The organism is Ruegeria sp. C5 (assembly GCF_056537605.1).
On sequence record NZ_JBQFRX010000001.1, the window covers coordinates 928,297 to 943,738 of the forward strand.

The window sequence follows — 15,442 nt, forward strand, 5'->3', positions numbered from 1 at the left end:
GGCTAAAGCCGACCGCGCGAACAGATCTGGAGATTCTACCGCATGCGATTGATTTCATTCGTTAACGCCATTTTGGTTATTGTTGCGTTGTATTTTCTTGTTTTCGAGCGCGACGCGCTGTTTGCATTTGCAGGTCGCGGAGACGAACCATCCGAGACCGCGACCGAGGCCTCGGAATCGGTGCAATCACCGGACTCGATCGGCGTTGTTGTGCTGCGCTCAACTGCGCGCGAGATCGGCAGCGCCGTTCAATTACGGGGTCAGACCAAGGCAAACCGCCAGGTCGAGGTCCTTGCCGAAACCACTTCGACAGTCCTGTCCGAGCCCAAGCGCAAGGGAGCTTTTGTCGAAGCAGGAGATCTGCTGTGCGAGCTTGACCCCGGAACCCGGCCCGCGAGCCTGGCCGAAGCCATGGCAGCCAAGCTTGAGGCCGAAAGCCGCGTTCCCGAGGCCGAAGCGCGCCTGGAAGAAGCTCACGCCCGTTTGGCTGAAGCCGAAATCAATCTGAAAGCAGCCCGCAAGCTGTCGGAAACCGGGTTTGGATCAGAAACGCGCCGTATCTCGAGCGAAGCCGAAATGAGCACTGCCGAGGCCGGAATCAAATCCGCCGAGGCCGGTCTGGAAGCTACGCAAGCCGGGATTGAAGCCGCCACCGCAGCAGTAGCAGCCGCCCAGCGCGAGATTGATCGCCTGACCATCAGCGCACCGTTCAAGGGTCTGCTTGAAAGTGATACTGCGGAATTGGGCAGCCTGATGCAGCCCGGCTCGCTCTGCGCAACCGTCATCCAGCTCGACCCGATCAAGCTGGTGGGTTTTGTGCCTGAATCAGAAGTGAATCGGATCATTGTCGGATCGATGGCAACCGCGCAGTTGGTTACGGGGCTGCAGGTCGAGGGGCGCGTGACCTTCCTCAGCCGTTCGGCTGATGAGACCACGCGGACATTCGAGGTCGAGATCACAGTGCCAAACCCGGAACTGCTGATCCGTGACGGCCAAACCGCCAACATTCAGATCGCGGCCGAAGGGGTCAAGGCACATCTGCTGCCCCAATCCGCACTGACCTTGAACAATGAAGGTGAGCTTGGTGTTCGCACCGTGGTAGCCGACAATGTCGTTGATTTTGTTCCGATCCGCCTTCTGCGTGACACCGCTGATGGTGTATGGGTTGGTGGCCTGCCGGAAACTGCTGATATCATCGTGATCGGGCAGGAATTCGTCACACGTGGTGTGACGGTCGCGCCGACATACAAGGAAGCATCGCAATGACGGGTATCGTCAGTTGGGCCGCAAGCCGTGCCAGAATGGTGCTGGCTTTCATCGCGATTTCGCTGGTCATCGGCGGGTATGCTTATGTCGGGCTCCCAAAAGAGGGTGAACCCGACATCGATATCCCGATGCTCTTTGTGTCGGTGCAGTTTCCAGGGATTTCAGCCGAGGACAGCGAAAGCCTGCTGATCAGGCCGATGGAAACCGAGATGGCCGATCTCGACGGGTTGGACACGATGACAGCCACCGCCGCCGAGGGCTATGCAGGTATTCTGCTGGAGTTCGAGTTCGGTTGGGACAAATCCGCCACCATCGCGGATGTTCGCGATGCCATGAACACCGCGCAAGCTGATTTCCCTGATGGGGCCGAGCAATACACGATTACCGAGGTCAACTTCTCCGAGTTTCCCATCGTCATTGTTAACCTGACCGGCCCGGTACCTGAGCGTACAATGGCGCGCGTTGCCAAAGATCTGCAGGACGAACTTGAGGCGTTGGACGCAGTGCTGGAAGCTGGCATTGCCGGAAACCGCGATGAAATGCTTGAGGTCGTGATCGACCCACTGCGGCTTGAGGCCTACAACGTCACGGCCGCCGAACTGATCAACGTTGTGCAAAACAACAACCAACTGATCGCTGCAGGTGAGGTCGAGACCGAACAGGGCACGTTCTCGGTCAAGATCCCGTCGTCATTTAAGACTGCTCAGGACGTCTATGGCCTGCCCGTAAAGGTCAACGGAGACCGCGTGGTCACCTTAGGCGAACTGGCCGAAATCAACTATACGTTTGAAGACCGCGCGGGCACGGCCCGGTTCAACGGCGAACCCACCGTCGCTCTGCAGGTCGTCAAGCGCAAGGGCTTCAATTTGATCGACACCGTTGCGCTGATCAAAGCCACTGTCGCCGAAGAACAAATCAAGTGGCCAGCCGAACTGCAGGCCGCTGTTGATGTGGGCACCTCAAACGACCAAAGCCGCATCGTCGATTCAATGGTGCGCCAGCTTGAAGGATCGGTTCTGACCGCCGTCGCGCTCGTGATGATCGTGGTGCTGGCTTCGTTGGGAACACGCGCCGCGTTGTTGGTGGGTTTTGCCATTCCAACCTCGTTTCTGTTGTGCTTCGCCTTCCTCGCGATGATCGGGGTCACCATCTCGAATATGGTGATGTTTGGCCTGATCCTTGCAGTAGGCATGCTGGTCGATGGCGCCATCGTTGTTGTGGAATATGCCGATAAGCGCATTAAAGAAGGCGTTGGTCCGATGCACGCCTATGTCGAGGCGGCGCAACGGATGTTCTGGCCGATTGTTTCGTCGACGGCCACGACCCTGTGCGCATTTCTTCCGATGTTGTTCTGGCCCGGTATCCCCGGCGAGTTCATGAAGATGCTGCCCATCACGCTGATCTTCGTTCTGTCGGCCTCGCTGATTGTGGCACTGATCTACCTGCCGGTCGTGGGCGGTGTCTCGGGCCGTATGAGCCGCAGTTTCGAGCGCAGCTCGAACTGGCTGCGGACCCGCACGCCTTGGTGGCTGCGAGTGCTTCTGGTACCGCCTTCACTGTATATGATCTTCCTCGGCGCAATGCAGGTCTTGAACCCCAACTATCTGCTGCCCGGCGGTTCACTTTCTGGCGTGCTGCTGTTTCTGTTCGGCGCCTTCGCTGGGTCGGTCACGCTGAGTGCTGCCAAGATCGAACGCGCCCCGGATGAACATGTTCATACCGCTAAAGAGCACACGCCCTTCGGTTATGTGATCAAGTTCCTGGTCGGCAATCCGGTCATGCCGGTGGTGTCCATCGCAGTCGTCTTTGCAGCGGTGTTTTGGGTCGCATTCATCATATTCCCGCAAAACTCTCGCGGCGTTGAATTCTTCGTGGAAAGCGAACCGGAACAGGCCACGGCCTATGTCCGGGCGCGCGGCAACCTGTCTCTGGCTGAAAAGGACGAAATGGTTCTTGAGGCCGAGCGCGTAATCAGCGAACACCCGGCGGTGATCAACGTATTTGCCTTTGCGGGCGAAGGCGGGCTCAATCAGAACAATGGCGGTGCAGAAGCCCCCGCCGACACAATTGGTCGCGTCCAGTTCGAGCTCATTCCTTGGGAAGATCGCCCAATCAGCTCTGAACAGATTACCGGTTGGTTCTGGGGACCGATTGCAGGTCTACTTGGCTTTGCAAAGGAAGAAGTCGCGGCGGAATATGACGGCAATTTTGTTCTGGACGAACTAACCGCAGAGCTGGCAACCCTTCCTGGCTTTATCGTTGATCTTCAGGCGCTGGAACAAGGTCCCGCTTCCGCCAAGCCCGTTCATCTGCGCATCAAAGGCGATAGCTGGGAGGATCTGACGGCCGCGACCGTCACAGCACGAGAAGCCTTTGACACCACACCCGGCTTGATCAAGATCGAGGACACCCTGCCCCTGCCCGGCATCGACTGGCAGATCGACGTGGACGTGGCCAAGGCGGGTCGATTCGGCGCGGACGTCGCAACCGTTGGCGCGATGGTACAGCTTGTGACGCGTGGCATCTTGCTGGGTGAAATGCGACCGGATTCAACCGATGAAGAGGTAGAAATCCGCGTCCGCCTACCTGATCAGGATCGCGTCCTGTCAACGCTGGATACGCTGAAAGTTCGCACACCGGACGGGTTGGTCCCCCTGTCGAACTTCGTCACCCGCAAACCCGTGGCTAAGCTCGCCGAGATCAATCGCGCGGATCAACAGCGCTACTATGACGTTAAAGCGGATGTCGAGCCTGGGCTGAGCAAGATCGTGACCACCGGTCCTGACGGTGCAGAGCTGCGTTTGGCAACCGTGCGCGCGATTGGTGAAGGTGCCACACCAACTGGCAGCACGATTACCAGCGCGGACGGGGCAGAGTTCGAACTCGTTCAACTAACGGGTGCCGAGAACGTGGGTGAAGTGCGGTCCGCCATCGAAAGCGGTGACGCTCGGTTTGCCCTGATCAATCCGAACGAACGGATTGCCGTGCTGACCGAGTGGCTGGAAACCGATCCTTTTGGTCGCACCATCACTTGGGAATGGACCGGCGATCAGGAGGATCAGGCTGAAAGCCAGGCGTTCCTGTCCAGCGCATTCCTGGCAGCACTGGGTCTAATGTTCGTGATCCTGCTGGCGCAGTTCAACTCGTTCTACAACTCGGTGCTGGTGCTGCTGGCTGTGGTTCTGTCTACGACCGGCGTGTTGCTGGGCATGATGGTAATGCAACAACCGTTCTCGATCATCATGACCGGGACCGGGATCGTGGCGTTGGCCGGGATCGTGGTGAACAACAACATTGTTCTGATCGACACCTATCAGGAATATAGCGGCTACATGTCTCGCATTGATGCAATTGTCCGCACGGCTGAGGCGCGCATCCGTCCGGTTCTGCTGACTACGCTGACAACAATGGCGGGTCTGACCCCGATGATGTTCGGCCTGTCGCTGGATTTCATCGGCGGAGGGTATTCGATCGACAGCCCCACGGCACTGTGGTGGAAACAGTTGGCCACGGCGGTGGTCTTTGGCTTGGGTACGGCCACGGTGTTGACACTGATCGTGACGCCGTCATTCCTGGCGCTGCGAGTGTGGGTCACAACCTACGCAGTATGGCTGGGTAAGGCGCTGGCACGCGCCACGGCGGGTCGATCCAGCCAAATCGCGCAGGACATGGCAATCGGCCAAAGCGCGCGAGATGTGCAAGCAGCCGAAATGATCTGGACCGATGAACAGGACAAAGCTGCCCCTGATCAGAGCGCTCAGGACGACCGCCCCGATCATCCCCCGACAACACCGCTGAAGGCGGCGGAATAAAAAAAGGCGAGCCTTCGGGCTCGCCTTTTCAATTCTGGCAGACGCGTTACTCGACGAACGCGTATTCGCCCAGATCACACAGGTTCAGACCATAGTCTTCAATCGATTCTCCGTCGCTGAAAACACCGCGGATGTCATAGACACACGTGGTCAGCCCGTCCGCGATGAGGACGCCCACTTCGTAATCCGCGCCCAAATATCCACCCTCAAGAAGGTTGCCTTCCCAGCTGCCGGATGAGGCCGGAGACACGTTGAACTCGACCAGATCATAGCTGGTTTCATTGATAATCAAGAATTCCAGATCCTCGGCTGCCGCCGAAGTCGCCATCAACAGTGTTGCAGTCAACGCTGCTGCTGCTCGCATTTTCATGAAGTTTTTCCTTGTCTGTATTTCGGTCTGCAAAGTGTCGCGGCGGCGGGTCCGCGTCAAATGGAAACCGTACCACAGCAGTCGATTTTCTTTTCGAACCGATCCGCACAATCATAGGCAATCAAGGCTGTCGGGCCTAGGCCGCTTCGCTGTCGGCCTGTTGACGGTTCCATAGCTGGGCATATCGCCCTTCGCGGCTGAGCAGCTCATCATGCGTTCCCTGCTCGATGATCTCACCACGTTCCAGAACGACGATCCGATCGGCCTCGGCAATGGTGCTAAGGCGGTGTGCGATGGTGATCACCGTCCGCCCCTCACCCGCTCGGGCCAAAGCATCTTTGATGTCCTGCTCGGTATCCGTATCCAAGGCTGACGTCGCTTCGTCCAACAACAGGATCGGCGGGTTTTTTAGCAAGGTTCGGGCGATGCCGACGCGTTGCTTTTCACCGCCTGATAGTTTCAGGCCGCGTTCGCCGACCTTGGTATCGTATCCTTCTGGCAGGCTGACGATGAAATCATGAATCTGCGCGGATTTGGCGGCGGCCTCTACATCCTGCTGGGTCGCGCCTTCACGCCCATAAGCGATATTGTATCGGATCGTGTCATTGAACAGGACCGTATCCTGCGGAACGACGCCGATTGAGGCATGCAGGCTTGACTGGCTAACATCGCGCACATCCTGCCCGTCGATCTTCAGCGACCCGCCGGTGACATCGTAGAACCGAAACAGCAGCCGCCCGATTGTGGATTTCCCAGACCCGGTGGCGCCGACAATCGCAACGGTCTGACCGGCTGGTACGGTCAAGGAAACGCCCTTGAGGATTTCGCGATCAGGCTCGTATCCAAAGCGGACATCTTCAAGCGTGACCTCCCCACCATTTACCTTCAGGTTCGGGGCGCAGGGTTTGTCCATCACTTCTGCTGGCTGTTCCAACAGATCAAACATCTGCCCCATATCCACCAGTGACTGACGAATTTCGCGGTACACCGTGCCAAGAAAATTCAGCGGTACGGTTATCTGGATCATGTAAGCATTAACCATAACGAAATCGCCGACGGTCAGCGCCCCCTTCTGCACGCCCATTGCAGCCAGAACCATCACGCCAATCAGGCCACATGTGATCAGGAACGACTGGCCAAAATTCAGGAATGCCAGCGAATAGGCCGTCTTCAGCGCGGCCTTCGCGTAACCCTTCATCGAAACATCATACCGTTCGGCTTCACGGGTTTCGGCATTGAAATACTTGACTGTTTCGAAGTTCAGCAGGCTGTCGATGGCGCGCTGGTTGGCCTCGGTATCCTGATCGTTCATCTCGCGCCGCAGCTTCACGCGCCACTCGGTCACCGCAAAGGTGAACCATATGTAAAGCGCAATCGTCACCGCAACGACGACCAGATACCAGACGTCGAATAACCATAGCAGGATGATCGCCACCAGAAGCAATTCCAGGATCAGCGGCCCGATTGAAAACAGCAGAAACCGCAACAGAAACTCTACGCCTTTCACGCCCCGCTCGATTATCCGGCTGAGACCACCCGTGCGCCGGGTCACGTGATAGCGCATCGAGAGCTGGTGAATGTGCTGGAACGTCTCAAGCGCCAGCGCGCGCAGCGCGCGTTGCCCAACCGGCGCAAAGAACGCATCCCGCAATTGCTGGAAGCCAACAGTCATCATGCGGGCCACACCATAGGCAACGGTCAATCCGATTGCACCCAACGCAAGCGGCGGTACACCTTCGCCCGCCAAACCATCCACGGCACCTTTGTACAGGATGGGAGTATACACAGCGATCAACTTGGCCAGCACCAGCATCGCCATCGCCAAAATGACACGCCGTTTCACCCATGGCTCGTCCTCGGGCCAAAGATAGGGCGAAACCTTGCGGATGGTTCGCCAGCCCGAACGATGCTCGTCCGTGTCGGTTTTGATCGCGGATGGTTGTCTCATCACGTACCTTAACTGCGGTCAGAGAAAAGCCCTGGCCCGGGTTGGGCCAGTGGTCATGTTTATTCAGGAATGGTGAAAATCTGCCCTGGATAGATCAGGTCAGGATCACGGATCGAATCTTTGTTAGCCTCGAAAAGTTTGACATACAGCACACCGTCACCAAACCGGTCGCGCGAGATCGCCCAAAGCGTATCACCCTTTTGAACCGTGACCGAGCGGATCGCCGGAGCGTCGGTTGAGGCCTCACCCGGATTGGTGGTTTCGGTCGCGCGCAGGACCTCGACGGGTTCGCGTTTGAATGGCGTTTCAAGCCTGCTGACCACAGTGCCATCAGGGGCAACCTCATCCACCCTCAGAGTGTACACTCCGGGGTCAATGCCCTCGACCTCGCCGCGCCATTGCCCGTCAGTCGCTGGCGCAATGTCGGCCACAAGCTGGTTGTCCAGATACAAGCGTACGGCCGATCCATCCTGTGCCCGCCCGGTCAATTCCACATCACCCGCGTCCGAATAGCCAATCGTGTCCAGGGCAATCTGCTCTGGCGGCGTATCCTGAACAGTGGGTGCTTGCAAAAGTTCAACCCCTTCTTCGCCCGAGCGCAGGATCGCAACCTGCTGGTCAGGCGCGTCGCCTGATTCCGGCTGAGTTTCAGTCGCGGGCGCGGTCTCATTCACAGGTGGCGTTGCGGCACCTGCAACTTCTGGTTCATTCTCTTCGGTTTCAACTTGGTTGGCTGCTTGCTGATCGGTTGTTTCCGTATCCGTCGTCTGTGCCTCGGCAACCTCTTCGACCGGCTCATCGGCAGCGGGCTCCGACACGGCCGGTGGGGCCGGTTCGGGCAGCGCCGCGATCAGATAATCATCTGAACGGCTGGTGTCTTCGCCTCTCCGGGTCTCAAGAAAAAGCCCGCGAGCGTCGTCTGCAAACGGGATCGATACAAACTCGGCGAACTGGCCGCTGTCATCGACGGTGAAGCTGTGAACAGTCTCACCGTCCAGCAGAACACTGACCTCGGACCCCGGTTCGGCATTGCCGGACAGTACCGCGTTTCCATCGGACTCAACGAATATCTGATCCAGAACCGGCGCGGCCAAAACCGGAACATCCGCTTCTTCGCTATCCGGAGTTTGATCGGAAATCTCGGGCGGTGTGTCTTCAGCAACAGATTCGCCGGCTTCCGCCGCCTGGCTTTCGGGCTGCGCCTCCGCTGGCTGGGTTTCCGGCTCGGCGACCTCCGCAATCGGCTCGGATGTTTCAGTCGCTTCCTGCTCAGCCTGCTGTTCCGGCCCGCCGAACAGACCGGACAGGTACAACCCGCCCGCAACGAGCACCACAACGATCCCGGCAACCAGCCCCCATATGAAGGTACCAGAACCTCCGCTTCCCGATTTGGCGTTCATTCTTTTCCTTTCACTCCGCCCGGGAAATGCCCAGTTTGGCGCGCATTTCATGGAGCGGTTGAGCCAACCTATCAATCCCGCTATCAGGGGTCAAAACCCCTAACACAAGAGCAGAGAGCCCTACCTATGTCCCAGAAATCCGTCTGTGTGTATTGCGGGTCACGCAATGGTGTGAATCCTGCCTACTCCGCCGCTGCCCACAGCTTTGGAACCTTGTTGGCCAACGAAGGCTGGCGGCTGGTCTACGGGGCCGGAGATGTGGGTCTTATGGGCGAGGTCGCGCGGGCGGCACAATCGTCCGGCGGCGATACATTTGGGGTGATCCCGGTGCACTTGCTTCAGCGCGAGGTCGGCAAGACCGACCTTACCCGGTTCATCGTGACCGGGACGATGCACGAGCGTAAAAAAGTGATGATCATGAACGCGGATGCCGTAGTTGTCCTGCCCGGCGGCCCCGGATCATTGGACGAACTTTTCGAAGCACTGACATGGCGGCAACTGGGGCTTCATGACAAACCCATTCTGGTGATGAATGTTGACGGGTACTGGGACACGCTGCACACGCTGCTGAATCAACTGATCGGTCAGGGGTTTGCAGATGGTTCTCTGGCAGAATTCATCACCTGGGTCGACACACCGGATGCGACCATGTCCGCGCTTCGCAAATTACTGAACTAAATAAACTGGCAATCGGGCGACGCAAACCGCCCGATTGTCGGCATTCGTTTAGGCAGGTTTTGCCAATCGGGTCTTCAATATCCGTTCGACCTTGTGCAACGGGTGGTTTGTGAGTGTTTTGTCAACCTCGGCCACCACCTTTGCCAGCACTTCACTGTGCAGCCGACGGCGCAACAGGCCCAGAACATGCGGACTGGCAACCAATACCAATCGTTTATAGGCCCCTTTCAGCCCCTTGCGATTCAGAAGATTCGCCACATCCTGAACGAACAGAGATTTTGCGTGGGACTTCCATGTCTCCTCTTCAACCGCAGATTTCTGGTTCGGTCCCGTATCGGGTCGCCGCCCTGCCCTGTCACTTGGCTTGGTCGGTGCTGCGTCCTGTTCTTCGACCGACACGACGACCAAGTTGGGGTCCTGTGCGTCCGTGATATTCTCCATCACCAGCGCTTTTTCCCCATCGGCGATGATAACCCATGTTCCCTGTTCAAGTGCAGCCATTCGTGATCTCCTGTATCGCTTAGGTTGGCCTTCGCCTGTCCCTTAGACACACCTGTTTAACGATGCGGCGTTGGTGTTTCGCTCGCATTTTGATAGGTTTTTGGTTGATTGGCGGTACTCTCCCTCCGCCTACTTTACGTAGGTGCTGAAAGGCCGTGCACAATAGGTGGAATAATGAAAGTTGACGTACCGGCAGGTTTTTACCGGCCACCCATCAATTCATAACAAAAAGCCCACCAGCATCACTGCCAGCGGGCCATTCATTAAGTTCTACCAAGTGGAAATCACATCCGCGAGGCGACGTTTTCCCAATTTACAAGATTGTCGAGGAAGTTCGACAGATACGCCGGACGCTTGTTGCGGAAATCGATGTAATACGAGTGCTCCCACACATCACAGCCAAGCAGTGCGGTTTGACCGAAGCACAGCGGGTTCACGCCGTTTTCAGTTTTCGTCACTGCCAACGAACCGTCGGCATTCTTGACCAGCCACGCCCAGCCGGAACCGAACTGACCGGCACCGGCAGCGCTGAACTGCGACTTGAATTCGTCAACCGAACCGAAGCTTTCGGTCAGAGCCTTCTCCAGCTCACCGGGCATCGCGTTGCCACCGGGGCCCATCATCTCCCAGAACTGGTTGTGGTTCCACAGCTGGCTGATGTTGTTGAAGATACCGTTCTGCGCGACGGCATTTGCGTCGTATGTGCCAACGATGATCTCTTCCAGTGACTTGCCGTCCCACTCGGTGCCGGCGATCAGCTTGTTGCCGTTGTCGACATAGGCCTTGTGGTGCAGGTCGTGGTGATATTCCAGCGTTTCCGCGGACATACCCTTGGCTGCCAGCGCGTCATGTGCATAAGGAAGATCAGGAAGTTCAAAAGCCATCTCGGCCCCCTGTTGAAAATGAATGTTGCGGTTCCAAAGGTTAAATGCTTTGACAGCCGCCGCAGGTCAAGGGCCGCAACACAAAAACCCGGAGGTCCGAGATGCTGACACAGGCGCGCAAAATGTTCTATCGCGCCCGCGGATACTATGCGGGCAACTTGAACGGTGAACCCTTTCGCCTGGACCCCTACCACTCGAAATTCTGGCGCAAGGTATCAGCCGGGGAGTGGGAACCTGAGACATATTCGGTGCTGGACCACTATCTGTCGCCCGAAAAGGACTATCTTGATATCGGTGCATGGATCGGCCCCACGGTCCTCTATGCCGCGCGCCGCGCTCGCCATGTGTGGTGTTTTGAGCCTGACCCAGTGGCTTACCGCCATTTGGTCTGGAACCTAGAGCTGAACGACATCCGAAACGTATCAGCCTTCAGCATCGCCTTGTCAGATGGGTTTGGAGTGACACGAATGGCTTCAGCGCACGGAGAGGCAGGCGATTCAACGTCATCATTGCTCCACGAAGGAAGCCATGGCACTGACGCACTTACCATCGGTTGGGATCAGTTTTCTGAATCCGTCGACCTGACTAATGTCTCTTTGGTCAAAATGGATATCGAAGGCGCCGAATTTTCGGTCCTGCCTTCTATGCTGCCTTGGTTAGAAAAAGATAACCCTGCGCTGTTTCTCTCAACGCACGCACCTTATCTGAGCGCAGACAACCGCAGCGCGGCCATGAAAAAACTATCAGAAGACCTGGCTTTCTATAGCCATTGCCACGACCCACACACAGGCGAAACCGGCAAGTCAGCCCTCACGAGCAAGCGTGCACTCACTCAATTCCCGACATTCCTGTTCAGCGCGAACCCCTGACACCCGAACCAGAGATCCGGCCTTCATCTCGACAGAAATACCTTGGGAGTGAGGCCGCAGGCCGAGGGGGCAAAGCCCCCTCACCCACGTATCATCAGGCGATCAGGGCTTAATAAACCCCGACCTCGCTGCCGGGCTGCGCCGCAACCTTCAGCAATTTGAACGCATAGTCCGCCGCAGAGCGGAAGCAGACGATGCGGAAAGTCTCAGCGTCGTCCATCCAGAAGGCACCTGCCACCTGCGCCAAACGCGAACGGCGGATCTGGCCGGGTTGGAATGCCTCGGCCGACAGCTCAACCGGAGCCAGCTTGCCCAATACCTCGCGCGCGTTCGCGCCCGAAACGCGGAATACGGCCCGCGCGTCGGAGACGTTGACCGCCAGTGCGTGCGTACCACTTAGCGCGTTGGTCATCGCGGCCAGTTTGGCCTCGACCTCGGCATAAGGCACAAGCACCAGCAATTCGTCGGTGGACATCCAGCAAACACCGGTGTCGCCATTCACAAACGCTTCACGCTGACCGGGCACTTTCTGCCCGGTGGCGTCTTTGACAGCCTTAGCCAGTACCTTATCCGACAGATCACCGCGCAGTGTGATCATGCCCTGTAGGCCGCATTCCTCGATCTTGGCGATGCCATCATATGAGGCGTGGTTCAGTGCGCTGATGGGTTCAGACATTCTGCTTCTCCCCGGCCTTGTCATAGAAGATCGGGTCCACGATCTTGGCCTTGTAGGTTTTGCCGTCAGTGCCCGGGAACTCGACCACTTCGCCCATCCGGTCGGGGCCGTGTTTGATCAGGCCCATGGCGATGCCTTTGCCCAGATTGGCCGAGTAGTAGGTCGAAGTTACGCGACCGATCATGTTGCGCTGACCGTTCGCATTCACGCCCTCGCCCACCGCATAGGCACCGTCCGGCAGAACCGATCCATCCACAGTCTCAAGACCAACCAGTTTCCAGCGCTCAGGATCGGCCATATGGGTCCGCGAATGGGCGCGTTTTCCGAGGTAATCCTCTTTCTTTTTGGACAGCGCCCAGTGCAGCCCCAGATCCTGCGGGATCACGGTGCCGTCGGTCTCATCGCCGATCATGATAAAGCCTTTCTCAGCACGCAGAATATGCAGACATTCGGTGCCGTATGGCATCACTCCGAACTCCTGCCCTGCCTCGATCAGAGCGTCCCAGAACGCCTGACCTTGGCTTGCAGGGACCGCGATCTCATAGGACAGCTCACCCGAGAACGAGATACGGTAGGCCCGCGCGTCGAACGCGCCGATCTTGCCATCGCGCCATTCCATGAAGGGCAGCGCCTCTTTCGACAGATCCATGCCGCCCAGCTTCTCAAGTACCTTGCGGGCGTTCGGACCTACCACGGCGACCTGCGCATATTGCTCGGTGACGTTCGCGACGTAGACTTTCCAGTCCCACCACTCGGTCTGCAGCCATTCTTCCATGTGGCCATGGATACGCTCGGCCCCGCCGGTGGTGGTGTGGCACAGCCACGTGTCCTCATCGATGCGGGCAACAACGCCGTCGTCGATCAGGAAGCCATTCTCGGAACACATCAGGCCATAGCGGCATTTGCCGACCTTCAGCGTGGACATCATGTTGGTGTACATCATGTCCAGGAACTTGCCTGCGTCGGGGCCTTTGACGATCAGCTTGCCGAGGGTCGAAGCGTCCAACAGCCCGAGGTTTTCGCGGGTGTTTTTAACCTCGCGATTCACCGCATCATGCACGGATTCTCCGGGTCGCACATAGGCATAGGTTCGACGCCAATGGCCGACCGGCTCCCAATCGGCCCCGTTCTTATCGTGCCAGTTATGCATCGGCGTTTGACGGATCGGCTGGAACACCTCACCACGCGCTTCACCACCAATCGAAGCCATCGAGATTGGAGTATATGGCGGGCGGAAGGTGGTGGTACCGACCTTCGGGATCTCTGAATCCAGCGCATCAGCAAGGATTGCCAGACCGTTGATATTACTCAACTTACCCTGATCCGTTGCCATGCCCAGCGTGGTGTAACGCTTGGTGTGCTCGACACTTTCATAGCCCTCGCGCGCAGCCAGTTGCACGTCCGAGACCTTGACGTCGTTCTGGAAGTCCAGCCACGATTTCATGCGCAGATCAATCTCGGCATTAGAAGGCATGAGCCAGACAGCGGCCATTGGGGCCTCGGCCGTAGTCTCACCAACTGGCGCTTTGGTGCGCTTCGCGGAGAACCCGGCCGCCTTCGCTGCCGCTTTGCCGGCAGTATCTGCATCCTTCAGGACATCCCCCAGGGCCAGCGGGCCGTTCGAAGCCCCTGCCGCCAGAACAAAACCTTCACCGTCTGCCCCCAGCGGAGGACGTGAAGGATCGGGGCGGAAATGCGCGTTCGCCTCGTCCCAGATCAGCTTACCGCCGCAATGCGACCACATATGCACGACCGGAGACCAGCCACCTGACATGGCAATCGCATCGCATTCGACCTCTTCCCGGGCGCCTCCGATCCCCTCTTGATTGCAGATCGCAACTTTCTTGACCCGCTTGCCGCCTTTGACCTTTGCGATCGCCTTGCCCGGATCGACGCGGATACCCAGCTGACGCGCCTCTTCGGCCAGAGGTCCGGCGGTGTCGCGCGCATCAACCACGCGCAGGACATCGACACCGGCCTGCTTCAAGGTAATTGCAGTCCGGTAGGCGTCATCATTGTTGGTGGCGATGATGACACGGTCACCCGGCGTCACGCCCCAGTTGACCACATAGTCGCGCATGGCAGAGGCCAGCATGACGCCAGGCACATCATTGCCTGCGAATGACAGCGGACGCTCAATCGCACCAGTCGCGGTCACGACCTGCTTCGCACGAATGCGCCACAGGCGGTGACGCGGGCCCTGAACACCCGGCTTGTGGTCTGTCAGGCGCTCATAACCCAGCACATAACCGTGGTCATAGACACCAGCGCCCATGCAGCGATTGCGCATGGTGACGTTGTCCATTGTTTCGAGTTCGGAAACCAATTGTTCCACGAACTTATCCACAGGCTCACCATTGATGGTACCGCCATCAACCGGAGCGCGACCGCCCCAATGTGCGGTTTGTTCAATCAACATTACCCTGGCACCGGACTGGGCTGCCGTGTTGGCGGCCTGCAGACCTGCAACGCCACCGCCAATCACCAAGACATCGGTGAAGGCGTAAAAGTGCTCGTATGTGTCCGCGTCACGGTTGTCCTTGTCGGGCGCTTTGCCCAAACCCGCCGACTGGCGAATAAACGGCTCGTAAACATGTTTCCAGAACGGTTTCGGATGGATGAACATCTTGTAATAGAAACCGGCGGGCAGAAACCGCGACAGATGCGTATTGATCGCGCCGATGTCGAACTCGAGGTTCGGCCAGTGGTTCTGTGATGCGGATGTCAGACCATTGAACAGCTCTGTCGTGGTGGCGCGCTGGTTCGGCTCAAACCGGTTGCCCTCACCCAGACCGACCAGAGCGTTTGGCTCTTCCGCGCCACTAGCGACCACGCCGCGCGGGCGGTGATACTTGAACGACCGGCCCATCATCATCTGATCATTGGCCAGCAAGGCAGACGCGAGCGTATCGCCCTCGTAGCCCTGCATCGAGGTGCCGTTGAAGGTGAAGTTGACCTTTTTCGACCGATCAATCAAACGGCCATGTTTTGCGAGACGGGTGCTCATGATGCGGACCTTTCGCAGGCGGTATTTCGGA

The 15,442-nt window shown here is 58.0% G+C and carries 11 protein-coding genes; 4 read left to right on the forward strand and 7 right to left on the reverse strand.

Annotated features, from left to right (window positions below; all coding sequences use genetic code 11):
• The first annotated feature begins 42 nt into the window (after positions 1 to 42).
• Entirely contained in the window at positions 43 to 1,266 is a 1,224-nt protein-coding gene (locus tag ACR0AW_RS04710) for an efflux RND transporter periplasmic adaptor subunit (protein ID WP_170733405.1), read from the forward strand.
• A complete protein-coding gene (locus ACR0AW_RS04715; protein WP_170733406.1) occupies positions 1,263 to 5,078 on the forward strand; it encodes an efflux RND transporter permease subunit in 3,816 nt (1,271 codons plus the stop codon). Before ACR0AW_RS04710 ends, ACR0AW_RS04715 begins: the two co-directional genes overlap by 4 nt.
• Positions 5,079 to 5,124: 46 nt before the next feature.
• Here ACR0AW_RS04715 and ACR0AW_RS04720 read toward each other — a convergent pair whose 3' ends face one another.
• From ACR0AW_RS04720 to ACR0AW_RS04730, 3 genes are all read right to left on the reverse strand, one after another.
• Positions 5,125 to 5,448 carry a hypothetical protein gene (locus ACR0AW_RS04720; RefSeq protein ID WP_170511927.1) on the reverse strand — a complete coding sequence of 108 codons (324 nt, stop codon included), beginning with the start codon at positions 5,446 to 5,448 and terminating at the stop codon, positions 5,125 to 5,127.
• A 136-nt stretch (positions 5,449 to 5,584) separates the two neighbouring features.
• Complete coding sequence (locus ACR0AW_RS04725; protein ID WP_170733407.1) at positions 5,585 to 7,396, reverse strand: ABCB family ABC transporter ATP-binding protein/permease; 1,812 nt, start codon at positions 7,394 to 7,396, stop codon at positions 5,585 to 5,587.
• Positions 7,397 to 7,455: 59 nt separating this feature from the next.
• A complete protein-coding gene (locus tag ACR0AW_RS04730; RefSeq protein WP_170396359.1) occupies positions 7,456 to 8,796 on the reverse strand; it encodes a LysM peptidoglycan-binding domain-containing protein in 1,341 nt (446 codons plus the stop codon).
• Between the two features lie 126 nt (positions 8,797 to 8,922).
• On the opposite strand from ACR0AW_RS04730, the gene ACR0AW_RS04735 reads away from it, so the two are divergent.
• Positions 8,923 to 9,474: an LOG family protein gene (locus tag ACR0AW_RS04735; protein ID WP_480438687.1), complete on the forward strand. Its 552-nt coding sequence runs from the start codon at positions 8,923 to 8,925 to the stop codon at positions 9,472 to 9,474.
• A gap of 48 nt (positions 9,475 to 9,522) precedes the next feature.
• Here the strand turns inward: ACR0AW_RS04735 and ACR0AW_RS04740 are convergent, their stop codons facing one another.
• On the reverse strand, positions 9,523 to 9,975 hold the full coding sequence (locus ACR0AW_RS04740; RefSeq protein ID WP_170396355.1) for a baeRF12 domain-containing protein: 453 nt from the start codon (positions 9,973 to 9,975) through the stop codon (positions 9,523 to 9,525).
• Between the two features lie 284 nt (positions 9,976 to 10,259).
• The gene (locus tag ACR0AW_RS04745) at positions 10,260 to 10,859 is read right to left on the reverse strand and encodes a superoxide dismutase (RefSeq protein ID WP_113789565.1); all 600 of its coding nucleotides are present in this window, start codon (positions 10,857 to 10,859) and stop codon (positions 10,260 to 10,262) included.
• Positions 10,860 to 10,960: 101 nt separating this feature from the next.
• Between ACR0AW_RS04745 and ACR0AW_RS04750 the strand changes: the two genes are divergently transcribed.
• Positions 10,961 to 11,728 carry an FkbM family methyltransferase gene (locus ACR0AW_RS04750; protein ID WP_170733408.1) on the forward strand — a complete coding sequence of 256 codons (768 nt, stop codon included), beginning with the start codon at positions 10,961 to 10,963 and terminating at the stop codon, positions 11,726 to 11,728.
• 109 nt (positions 11,729 to 11,837) lie between these two features.
• On the opposite strand, the gene ACR0AW_RS04755 is transcribed toward ACR0AW_RS04750, so the two are convergent.
• Positions 11,838 to 12,404: a sarcosine oxidase subunit gamma family protein gene (locus tag ACR0AW_RS04755; protein WP_170422292.1), complete on the reverse strand. Its 567-nt coding sequence runs from the start codon at positions 12,402 to 12,404 to the stop codon at positions 11,838 to 11,840.
• A complete protein-coding gene (locus ACR0AW_RS04760) occupies positions 12,397 to 15,411 on the reverse strand; it encodes a sarcosine oxidase subunit alpha family protein (RefSeq protein ID WP_170733409.1) in 3,015 nt (1,004 codons plus the stop codon). Before ACR0AW_RS04760 ends, ACR0AW_RS04755 begins: the two co-directional genes overlap by 8 nt.
• Between the last annotated feature and the right edge of the window lie 31 nt (positions 15,412 to 15,442).

Excerpts from the sequence above, each read along its gene's own strand:
- ACR0AW_RS04725 (WP_170733407.1), bottom strand. The coding sequence starts at position 7,396 with ATGAGACAACCATCCGCGATCAAAACCGACACGGACGAGCATCGTTCG.
- ACR0AW_RS04710 (WP_170733405.1), top strand. The coding sequence starts at position 43 with ATGCGATTGATTTCATTCGTTAACGCCATTTTGGTTATTGTTGCGTTG.
- ACR0AW_RS04735 (WP_480438687.1), top strand. The coding sequence starts at position 8,923 with ATGTCCCAGAAATCCGTCTGTGTGTATTGCGGGTCACGCAATGGTGTG.
- ACR0AW_RS04760 (WP_170733409.1), bottom strand. The coding sequence starts at position 15,411 with ATGAGCACCCGTCTCGCAAAACATGGCCGTTTGATTGATCGGTCGAAA.
- ACR0AW_RS04730 (WP_170396359.1), bottom strand. The coding sequence starts at position 8,796 with ATGAACGCCAAATCGGGAAGCGGAGGTTCTGGTACCTTCATATGGGGG.
- ACR0AW_RS04715 (WP_170733406.1), top strand. The coding sequence starts at position 1,263 with ATGACGGGTATCGTCAGTTGGGCCGCAAGCCGTGCCAGAATGGTGCTG.
- ACR0AW_RS04755 (WP_170422292.1), bottom strand. The coding sequence starts at position 12,404 with ATGTCTGAACCCATCAGCGCACTGAACCACGCCTCATATGATGGCATC.
- ACR0AW_RS04745 (WP_113789565.1), bottom strand. The coding sequence starts at position 10,859 with ATGGCTTTTGAACTTCCTGATCTTCCTTATGCACATGACGCGCTGGCA.
- ACR0AW_RS04750 (WP_170733408.1), top strand. The coding sequence starts at position 10,961 with ATGCTGACACAGGCGCGCAAAATGTTCTATCGCGCCCGCGGATACTAT.
- ACR0AW_RS04740 (WP_170396355.1), bottom strand. The coding sequence starts at position 9,975 with ATGGCTGCACTTGAACAGGGAACATGGGTTATCATCGCCGATGGGGAA.
- ACR0AW_RS04720 (WP_170511927.1), bottom strand. The coding sequence starts at position 5,448 with ATGAAAATGCGAGCAGCAGCAGCGTTGACTGCAACACTGTTGATGGCG.